The sequence below is a fragment of the Noviherbaspirillum sp. genome, assembly GCF_035944575.1.
In the GTDB taxonomy this organism is placed as follows: domain Bacteria; phylum Pseudomonadota; class Gammaproteobacteria; order Burkholderiales; family Burkholderiaceae_D; genus Noviherbaspirillum.
This window is the reverse complement of record NZ_DASZBA010000185.1, coordinates 1-9,284: the sequence shown is the minus strand read 5'-3', so window position 1 is coordinate 9,284 and position 9,284 is coordinate 1. Positions and strand designations below refer to the sequence as shown.

General features: G+C 60.9%; 11 protein-coding genes. 6 read left to right on the top strand and 5 right to left on the bottom strand.

The window, feature by feature from the left end; all coding sequences use genetic code 11:
• From VGU61_RS13745 to VGU61_RS13735, 3 genes are all read right to left on the bottom strand, one after another.
• Positions 1-681: MBL fold metallo-hydrolase (locus tag VGU61_RS13745; protein ID WP_326859711.1), on the bottom strand; the 681-nt coding region annotated here is incomplete at its 3' end.
• Between the two features lie 63 nt (positions 682-744).
• Positions 745-1,650 carry a DMT family transporter gene (locus tag VGU61_RS13740; protein ID WP_326859710.1) on the bottom strand — a complete coding sequence of 302 codons (906 nt, stop codon included), beginning with the start codon at positions 1,648-1,650 and terminating at the stop codon, positions 745-747.
• Between the two features lie 97 nt (positions 1,651-1,747).
• On the bottom strand, positions 1,748-2,707 hold the full coding sequence (locus tag VGU61_RS13735; protein ID WP_326859709.1) for a LysR family transcriptional regulator: 960 nt from the start codon (positions 2,705-2,707) through the stop codon (positions 1,748-1,750).
• Between the two features lie 125 nt (positions 2,708-2,832).
• On the opposite strand from VGU61_RS13735, the gene VGU61_RS13730 reads away from it, so the two are divergent.
• The gene (locus tag VGU61_RS13730; protein ID WP_326859708.1) at positions 2,833-3,435 is read left to right on the top strand and encodes an FMN-dependent NADH-azoreductase; all 603 of its coding nucleotides are present in this window, start codon (positions 2,833-2,835) and stop codon (positions 3,433-3,435) included.
• A 99-nt stretch (positions 3,436-3,534) separates the two neighbouring features.
• Entirely contained in the window at positions 3,535-4,425 is an 891-nt protein-coding gene (locus VGU61_RS13725; RefSeq protein ID WP_326859707.1) for a pirin family protein, read from the top strand.
• Positions 4,426-4,512: 87 nt separating this feature from the next.
• On the opposite strand, the gene VGU61_RS13720 is transcribed toward VGU61_RS13725, so the two are convergent.
• Positions 4,513-5,031: a hypothetical protein gene (locus VGU61_RS13720; RefSeq protein ID WP_326859706.1), complete on the bottom strand. Its 519-nt coding sequence runs from the start codon at positions 5,029-5,031 to the stop codon at positions 4,513-4,515.
• Between the two features lie 359 nt (positions 5,032-5,390).
• Here VGU61_RS13720 and VGU61_RS13715 point away from each other — a divergent pair, with 359 nt between their 5' ends.
• Positions 5,391-5,762: a hypothetical protein gene (locus tag VGU61_RS13715; RefSeq protein ID WP_326859705.1), complete on the top strand. Its 372-nt coding sequence runs from the start codon at positions 5,391-5,393 to the stop codon at positions 5,760-5,762.
• Positions 5,763-5,771: 9 nt separating this feature from the next.
• On the opposite strand, the gene VGU61_RS13710 is transcribed toward VGU61_RS13715, so the two are convergent.
• Positions 5,772-6,560: a metallophosphoesterase gene (locus VGU61_RS13710; protein WP_326859704.1), complete on the bottom strand. Its 789-nt coding sequence runs from the start codon at positions 6,558-6,560 to the stop codon at positions 5,772-5,774.
• Positions 6,561-6,757: 197 nt separating this feature from the next.
• On the opposite strand from VGU61_RS13710, the gene VGU61_RS13705 reads away from it, so the two are divergent.
• From VGU61_RS13705 to VGU61_RS13695, 3 genes are all read left to right on the top strand, one after another.
• Complete coding sequence (locus VGU61_RS13705; RefSeq protein ID WP_326859703.1) at positions 6,758-7,735, top strand: MBL fold metallo-hydrolase; 978 nt, start codon at positions 6,758-6,760, stop codon at positions 7,733-7,735.
• Positions 7,736-7,889: 154 nt separating this feature from the next.
• Positions 7,890-8,315, top strand: a complete 426-nt coding sequence (locus VGU61_RS13700; RefSeq protein WP_326859702.1) for a DUF7684 family protein — start codon at positions 7,890-7,892, stop codon at positions 8,313-8,315.
• A gap of 327 nt (positions 8,316-8,642) precedes the next feature.
• On the top strand, positions 8,643-9,284 hold a 642-nt coding region (locus VGU61_RS13695; protein ID WP_326859701.1), incomplete at its 3' end, for a type II secretion system protein.

The following is a 9,284-nucleotide window of genomic DNA, read 5'->3' as shown; positions in this document are numbered from 1 at the left end:
CAGGTGAATTTCCGTGCCGGCAATGGTCGCGCTGTCCCACCAGTCCAACTTGACGATGCGGGAACGGTCACCGCCGGTGACGTTCGCTTCCAGCCAGACGTCGATGCCCAGCGGCACGAACAGCATCGGCGGTCCGCCCGGTTGTGCATACAACGCGCGCAGCGACGGCAGCGACAGGTGGTCGTAGTGTGAATGGCTGATCAGGATCGCGTCGATACGCGGCAATTCCCTGATGGACATTCCCGGCGGCTGGTGCCGTTTTGGCCCGGCAAAGGGCAGCGGCGATGCGCGGTCGTCGAACATCGGATCGGTGAGAATGTTCAGGCCATTGGCGGTCTGCAGGAGAAAGGTCGCATGGCCGATCCAGGTCAGCGCCGCGGCACTTTTGTTTCCATGAATGAAGGCCAGATCCGGCCTGATCGGCAACAGGGGCCGGATCGGCTCCCGCTCCGGCTTGTCGCTGGTCCAGTTGCGAATGCGGTTCAGCCAGCTTTGCGTGAAGCTGACCTGCGGCCGCTGATAGGCGGGATTGGGCGGGTAATTATTCTGGAAACCCTGCGGCGTATGGTGCGGCTTGGCCGGATCGAAGTAAGGATTGACATGCGAGCAGCCGGCCAGCGCCACCGCCAGGCCAATCAAAGCCAATGCCAGGACGTTCCGGAAAGAAAGGATAGTGCGCAAAAAAGCTCCTGCGGTAGATGCGACGGCAAAGTGTACCTGCCGCCGCGGAAGCGTGCCGGCAGCTTACTGCCGCGACGACAGCACGATGCCGCCGACGATCAGCGCAAACGCCACGCCATGGAAAAGATGCGGCGCCTCGCCGAGGAAGGCGGATGACATCAGGGCCGCGAACAGCGGCGTGAGATTGCTGAAAAATGCAGCGATATTCGGCCCGACGCGCTGCACGCCCGCGCCCCAGCAGCGAAAAGCCACCACCGCCGGACCAACGGCGACGAACAGCAGCGCCGCCGCCAGCGACCAGCTCCACGCGATATGCCGGTCGGCGATCGCCCATTCGCCGGCGGCAAAAGCGCCGGACCAGAGCACGCCGAAAGTCACCTGCGCGAGCAGGAACGCCGCCCAGTCGGCGCGGATATCCTGCGGGTCCTGCTCCCGGCCCAAGGTCAGCAGCCAGCTGTACACCGACCATGCGATGGTGGCGAGCATCATGAACAGATCGCCCGGCACCAGGCGCAGCGCGAGCAATTGCCGCCATTCACCGCGCGACAGCACCAGCACCACGCCGGCGATCGACAGCGCCGCGCCGGCCACCTGCTTCGGCGACACCTTCGCGCGGAAAAACATCCAGCCGATCGCCAGCATCCATACCGGCATGCTGGCCGCCACCAGCGTCACGTTGATCGGCGTCGAGCTTTGCAGCGCCAGGTATTGCAGCGCGTTATAGAGCCCGACGCCGAGCAGGCCGAGCACCGCGAAGCGCCGCCAGTGGGTCCACAAGCCGCTGCCGCGGCGATAGATGAAGCTGGCCATCGGCAGCAGGATCAGCAGCGCAATCGCCCAGCGCAGGAAATTCAGCGTGATCGGCGGCACCATCTCATGCACCAGCCGTCCGACGACGGCGTTGCCGGCCCATAGGAACGGCGGAACGACGAGCATCAGGATAGTGGACGGGGTCAGTGAATGCGTCATTGGAAACCGTTGTTAGGGAAGAGCGGCCGGCGCGGGCAAAGCACAAGAGAATACTTGATTCCGCCCGGCCGCACCGGCCATGCCGGAAAGCATCGCGTCAGCGGTGTTTTGCGAGGTAATCCTGCTTTGTCTTCAGCACCTGCGCATCGACGGCGCGGCATTGCGGTCCGCTGAGCTGGGCCTGCAATGCATCGATGAATACCCGGGTGCGCGCCGGCATCAGCCGCCGTCCTGGAAATACCGCCCAGGCGGCAACCGGCGGCAGGCTCCACTCCGGCAACACCGGCGCCAGTTCACCGCCGCGTACGAAGGGCTCGGCGTAATGATGGGATACGGCAGCAATGCCGGAACCCAGCCGCGCCAGTCGCAGCAACAGTTCCGGTGAGTTGATCACCGCGCGTGCCGGCGGTCCGCCGGACCAGTGCTCGCCGTTCCGGGTCAGTTCCCATGTTGCCGCGTCGCCCGAGCGCTGCAGCAGACGCAGCGCCTGATGTTGCTTCAGATCTTCCGGCGTGCCCGGTGTGCCATGCTGCTTCAGGTAGCCGGGCGACGCATATAAGCCGCCGGAAAACACCGCCAACTGGCGCGCCGCAAGAAATGCGTCGTCGCTCAATTCCCCCATCCTCACCGCCAGATCGAAATTCTCGCCGATCAAATCCACCCTGCGCGGCGACAGGTCGACCTCCAGCGAAATGTCGGGATAGTCGGCGATGAACTGCGCCATGATTGGCCCGAGCACCACGTTGGCAAGGTCGCCTGGCATCGATACCCGCAGTCTGCCGCTCGGCCTGATCTGCCGATGCTGCGCCAGCGAACTCGCCGCCTCCACTTCGTTCGCGACCTGCTGCGCGTGTTCGAGCACGCTATGGCCGAAATCGGTGATGGTCAGCTTGCGCGTCGTGCGCAGCAGCAGGCGTTCCCCGAGCTGCGATTCAAGCGACGCGATGCGGCGCGACACGGTCGATTTCGGCAGGCCGACCCGCTCCGCCGCGCGGCTGAAACTGCCTTCATCCGCGACGCGGGCAAACAGCAGCAGGTCATTCGGCTCCAGATGCATGATTCCCTCCATTGTTCTATGAGTGGAACAATGTTATCCGTTTTGGCATCTTCCGGCACGCTCATGAGACAAATACACTGTGCTTACCGTATCTCATGAATGAAACACTACCTGAAGGAGTCAACATGAACATTCTGCAAATCAATTCAAGCGCCCGTGTCGATGGTTCCTATTCCACCCGCCTCGCCGGCAACCTGGTTGAGCGGCTGCGTCATGCTCATCCCGATGCGACGTTGACAGTACGTGACCTGGCCCGCAATCCGCACCCGGTCCTGGACGAAAGCGCGCTGCAGGCATTGTTCACCCCTGCCGAGCAGCGCAGTGCCGATCAGGCCGCCCGCGTGGCGCTGGACGATGCGCTGATTGCCGAAATCCAGGCCGCCGACGTGGTGGTGCTGGGCGTGCCGATGTACAACTTCGGCGTCCCGGCCCAGTTGAAGAACTGGATCGACGCGATTTCCCGCGCCAGGGTAACCTTCCGGTACACCGACAAGGGAGCGGAAGGACTGCTGAAGAACAAGAAGGTCTATGTTGCACTGACCCGTGGCGGCATCCATCGCGATACGCCGGGCGACACCCAGGTGCCGTACCTGAGAACCGTGCTCGCCTTCCTCGGCATGACGGACGTCGAGTTCGTCTACGCGGAAGGCCTGGCGATGGGACCGGAAGCGGAGCAGCGTGCGCTCGCTTCGGCGCAAAGCCAGATAGAAGAAGCGCTGCCGGCATGAATCGACCAGGTGCCGCCGCATCCGGCTTGGTAGCGGCGGCGCATTCCGTTGCACATTCGGCAGCACAGGAACAGATCTGACACATTGAAAGGATTCGACATGACTACCACCGCATTTGCAGCACCGACCGCCGAGACCGTCGTCCGGCCGCGCGGCGTCGAACGCCTGGTCGCAGGCACCGCGACGTCCGACGGCGCCGGCGTCAAGCTCACCCGTGTTCTGACCCAGCCGCTGCAGCGCAGGCTCGACCCGTTCCTGATGCTGGATGCGTTCGGCACCGACAATCCGCAGGATTACATTGGCGGCTTCCCCGACCATCCGCATCGCGGTTTCGAAACAGTGACCTACATGATCGCCGGGCGCATGCGTCACCGCGACAGTGCCGGCAACGAAGGGTTGCTCGATAACGGCGGCGTGCAATGGATGACCGCCGGCCGAGGTGTGGTGCACTCGGAATTGCCGGAACAGGAAGACGGCCGCATGGAAGGCTTTCAGCTCTGGCTGAACCTGGCGGCGAAGGACAAGATGATCAAGCCGTGGTATCGCGACATTCCGAATGCCGATGTGCCGGAATTCACGACGCCGGAAGGCGTCACGGTGCGCGTCATCGCCGGCGAGGCCCACGGCGTGGCGGGCGCGGTGCAGCGCGAGACCACCGAGCCGCTGTATCTCGACCTGCATTTCAGCGATGTCGCCGGTTTCACCAAGCGCCTCCCGGCAACGCACAACGCCTTCATCTATGTGTATCGGGGTAATGTGCGGATCGGCGACACGCAGGTGCCGTCGCAGCGCATGGCCATCCTGGATAACGACGCCGGCAGTGACGGCATCGTCATACAAGCCGATGGTCCGGCGCGTGTGCTGCTGATCGCGGGCCGGCCGCTCAATGAACCGATCGCGCAATACGGCCCGTTCGTGATGAATTCGAACGATCAGATCTTCGAGGCGGTACGGGATTTTCAGGCCGGGCGCTTTACGGAAATTGCGTGATTCTTTTGCAGTCTACGTCGGACGTACGAACAAAAGCCCGCGGTGCCTACACCGCGGGCTTTTGTTTTGGTACATGTCACGCGGATGTCAGCGTGCGATCCTGCCGGTTGCGCGATGCGCCTGGTTGTTGCCTCCTTCGAGGAACTGCGTACAGGCGAGTGCCTTGCCTTGCGAGGTGGTGATGATGAACGTCGCCAGGTCCTGGCCGCCGCCGGGCTCGGCATTGTCCTCCAGCCGATACTCCACTGTTGCCGGTTCGCCGTTGAATGTGCCGGTGCCGGTACCGGTAATCGTGCGGAACGGCGCCGATGGGCGGGTGGTGCCGTCGCCGATGCAATACGCTTCATTGAGCTGGGTCAGGTGAAAATTGTCCCCGCGCGAGAAGTTGATCTCCAGATTGTTGGGCTCCGGGATAGACCCGGGACCACCGGGCTGGCAGTGCAGTTGATAGCCGAACGTGACACGATAATACGGGTCCTGGCAATAAATCGAGCCGCCTCCCGTCATCCGCCCCGGCGGTGTCGCTAAAGCCGATGCCGTGGCAGCCGACAAAAGGGCGCCGACAAGAATGTTCTTTCCACTGAATAATCCGGTTCTCAATCGCATCACGGTCTCCAAGAAGTTGATGTAATCATTTTGAAACGCTTTGTTACATATCTGATTATTCGATGCATTTTTCGGTTTTGTTGTCAAAGACGAAAAGCTTTGTCAGCCATCAAGCGTTTTTCCTTGCATACATGGATGAACGGAAAGAGCAGGGCGAATGAGGGCAGGAAAATGCCATGTGATGCAGCACAAATCGCTCATGGGAAGAAAAACGCGTGCTTGACCGGGAAACGGCCCGTTGAAGTAGCGAATTGTTGCAAAGACGCACGACATCTATCAGTCCCCACAGCTAGAATCTTGCATGAGCGGCGTCGCACCTGCGATCGCGTTCCAATCTCATCACGTCTCAGGGAAGTTTCATGGTCAATAAAGCAAAAACAATCGCCTTACTGTTGCTGTTTGCAGCCGGCGGCGCAGCACAGGCGGGCAATGTCGATGTCGGCATCAGCGTTGCAGGGGAAGTGAGTCCCGGGGTGTATGGCCGCGTGGATATCGGCAACACCCGTCCGCAGGTGGTGTATCAGCAACCCGTGATGGTGGTGCGGCAGCCGCGCCCGGTGGCTGTCCAGCCTGTTTACATGCATGTGCCGCCCGGCCATGCGAAGAAGTGGGACAAGCACTGTCACAAGTACAACGCCTGCGCCCAACCTGTTTATTTCGTGAAGTCCGCCGAATACGGTGGCGGCAACGGCAAACACAAGCACAAGAAACACAAGCATCACGAGGATTGAGCGCCCCGGTCAAGGAAGTTCGATCACCAGCCCCGGATCGAACAACGGGTTTTCCCAATTGATCTCCGCCAGCGTGGCGGCATCCTTGCGGTTGAGCGGATAGCCACGCGGGTTGGCGATCACGCGGGTCGTGCCGATCCTGTAGTCGACGCTGTCGTGCACATGTCCGTGCACCCACAAGTCGGCTTTCCCCATCAGCGCGCTCAGGTCGCTGACGAACGCCGGATTCAGCGCGCTGCCTTCGAAGCGAGGATGAATCGATTGCGCATGCGGCGCATGGTGGGTGACGACCACCGTCCTGCCGTCGAACGGCGTATCGAGTTGCCGTTCCAGCCAGACGCGCGAATGCTGGTGAATACGAGCCGCCTCGCTCGCGCTGAACAGGCCGTCGCCGGAGCGAATCATCCGGTGATCGAACAATACGCCCTCCGCCTCGCGCATCGCAGGCAACGGGTCTTCGTCATACAGCAGATAGTCGGTCCACAGGCAGCAGCCGAGAAAACGTACGCCATTCAATACCAGCGAATCGTTATCCAGATAATGGATTGGTGTGCCGCTCGTCGTGCGGCGCAATTCGCCGATCATGGCCTCGTGGTCCGCGTCGTACAGCTCGTGATTGCCATGCACATAGACGACCGGCTTGCCCCAGTCCCTGAACGCGGCGATCGCACCCATGTGGTGATGGATGTCGCCGGCGATGACAAGTACGTCGGCATCGGTCGGTTCGACCGCCCGGTAATCCGGAAACCGGTCCTGCATGAATTCGAGGTGAAGATCGGAAGCGATTTGAATTTTCATCGGGGCGATTGAGGTGATTTGTGATGTGCCGCTGCAGTTATGCATGCCGGCCAATTTTACCTTTCCCACGAGTGTCGCGGAGAAGGGCAGGGGCTGCGGCGTTCCGGATTATTCGGCATACTCCCGGACAGTCAGCAGAGATGTTTTCATCCGCTTTGAAAATCGCTGTCATTCCATACCAACAAAAAGGGAACTCCATGATCGGTAAGACTCTTGCACACCGCGCCTCGCGCATCGCCACATCCATCATCATCGCCACCGCCGCCATTGCCACTTCTGCCGCACACGCCGCCGCGCCGATGGTCAAGACTTCCGCGCCCGGCTATTACCGCATGATGCTCGGCGAATTCGAAATCACGGCGCTGTCCGACGGCACCGTCGAACTGCCGGTGGACAAGCTGCTGACCAACACCACGCCGGCCAAGGTGAACCAGGCCCTCGCAAAGAATTATTTGAAGAGCCCTGTCGAAACATCGGTCAACGGCTATCTCATCAACACCGGCAGCAAGCTGGTGCTCGTCGATGCCGGCGCCGCCGGCCTGTTCGGTCCGACGCTCGGCAAGCTGCTGGCCAACCTGAAAGCCGCCGGCTATCAGCCGGAACAGGTGGACGAGGTCTACATTACCCACATGCATCCCGACCATGTCGGCGGACTGATGGACGGCGACAGGATGGCGTTCCCGAATGCGATCGTACGCGCGGACAAGCATGACGCGGACTTCTGGTTGAACCAGGCCAATCTCGACAAGGCGCCCGCCGACGCCAAGGGATTCTTTCAGGGCGCGATGGCGTCGCTGAATCCCTATGTGAAGGCGGACCGCTTCAAGCCCTTCGAGGGCACGACCGACCTGGTGCCGGGCATCAAGGCCATCGCCAGCCATGGACATACTGCCGGACATGCGGTATTTGAAGTGCAAAGCAAGGGTGAAAAAATGGTGCTGTGGGGCGACCTGATGCATGTGGCGGCGATCCAGTTCGACAATCCGGCGGTGACGATCCAGTTCGACACCGACAGCAAGGCCGCTGCCGCGCAGCGCAAGAAAGCCTATGCGGAAGCCGCGAAGCAGGGTTACCTGGTCGGCGGCTCGCACCTGTCCTTCCCGGGCATCGGCAGGGTACGTGCCAACGGCAAGGGTTACGTCTGGGTGCCGGTGAATTACTCGCCGGTTCGGTAGCCCGTCTTGCACGCATGACGAAAAAGGCCGCTCACGGCCTTTTTCGTTGACGGTCGAACCGCTGCGGATTTTTCAAATGCATCGCCCATGGGAACGGCGCATTGAGAATCGACATCCAACCCGGGCCCACCTATCCCATCATTGATTCAATGCAATGCTGAAAACTTCCCTGAGATACCTGCACATGAAGCCGGATGCCGCGCTGCCGGCGATCGATGACCTTGCGCCGTTCAAGGCGATCCTTGCCATTGACGCCGACGTGTCGCAGATGTGGCAATGGGAGGTGAGCCGCTGGCTGGTTTCTTCCGGCTGCCGCTACCTGATGGCCTGGGGGAAGGAATGCGACTCGTGGAACGAGTCGGTCGAAGAAGCAAGCCTTGAGGCATTCGACTATGAAGAGATTCCCGAGGACCAATCCGTGATGACGACGTCGCACGAGGAGGAAGATCTGAGCGAAGTATTCTGGTTCGCCAGGCATCGCGCCCATCACCCCGCACATGATCTGAGGAATGTGCTGATTCTGCATGTCGCCGAGACAGGCAGACGAGAAGAGATGGAAAAAATGTTCGAGGACGCATGACCGCTTCGTCCGCCGCATCCTGATCTGGCGGGACTCTTTCACGTCCCGCATCGTATTCGTTTCCCCGCATCCGCCGATGCGCAGCCCTGCACATTGCGCCGCAGCGTTGCCGCTTCCCCGATATAAAAAACACCACACCTGTTGTGCGCCAGCCTCGTCGTAAGACTTAAGTCGTATTGGCCTGCGTTAGGACGGTGGCTATCATCGCCCCTGAATTTTATTGATGCTCGGCAATCCTTTGTTGCCGTCGCGATTCTACTTTTAGTCACTATGAAAACGCCTCGTCGGCAGCGGATGGCAAGCGGCGCGCGGCACACTGGAGAAAACATGAAAAAGAAGGTTCAGGGGGGCTTCACCCTCGTCGAAATGGCCGTCGTGCTCGTCATCATCGGCCTGATTCTGGGGGCGATTTCGATCGGCAAGGATGTGCAGCGCAATGCCGAATACACGAAGGTGAAGCAGAAGTTCATCGATCAGTGGGTGCTGGCCTATAACGCCCATACACAGCGTACCGGCGTGGTGCCGGGCGACAGCCAGATACAACCTCGCCTGATGGTGAATGGTGCGAACTATGCAGCAGCGAATAATTTGCCGGTCTCTGGAGCAAATATGACCGGGGTAGCAGCTACCCTGGCTCCCATCTGCCGCGGCAACGCAGCGGCTGGCGTCCGTAACGCGCAAGCCGGTGCCAACAACGCTGTGAACGAATTTGATCTGCGTGTGCTGATGCAGCGTGCGGGCGTGCGCATGCCTCCAGGGCGCTCTGAAGGCCAGGAAGACCGTTATGTCTACCTTGATAGCAACGGCAACCCGCAGGAAATTCAAGTTTGCTTCCAATGGAACACGCCTGGCACTGCCTCGGGTTCCGGCAATGTCATGGTGATCTCCGGCCTGACACCGGATCTGGCTCGTGCGCTGGACCAAATGATCGACGGCAAAGCCGACTCACGGGAAGGGCTGTTCCGTCAG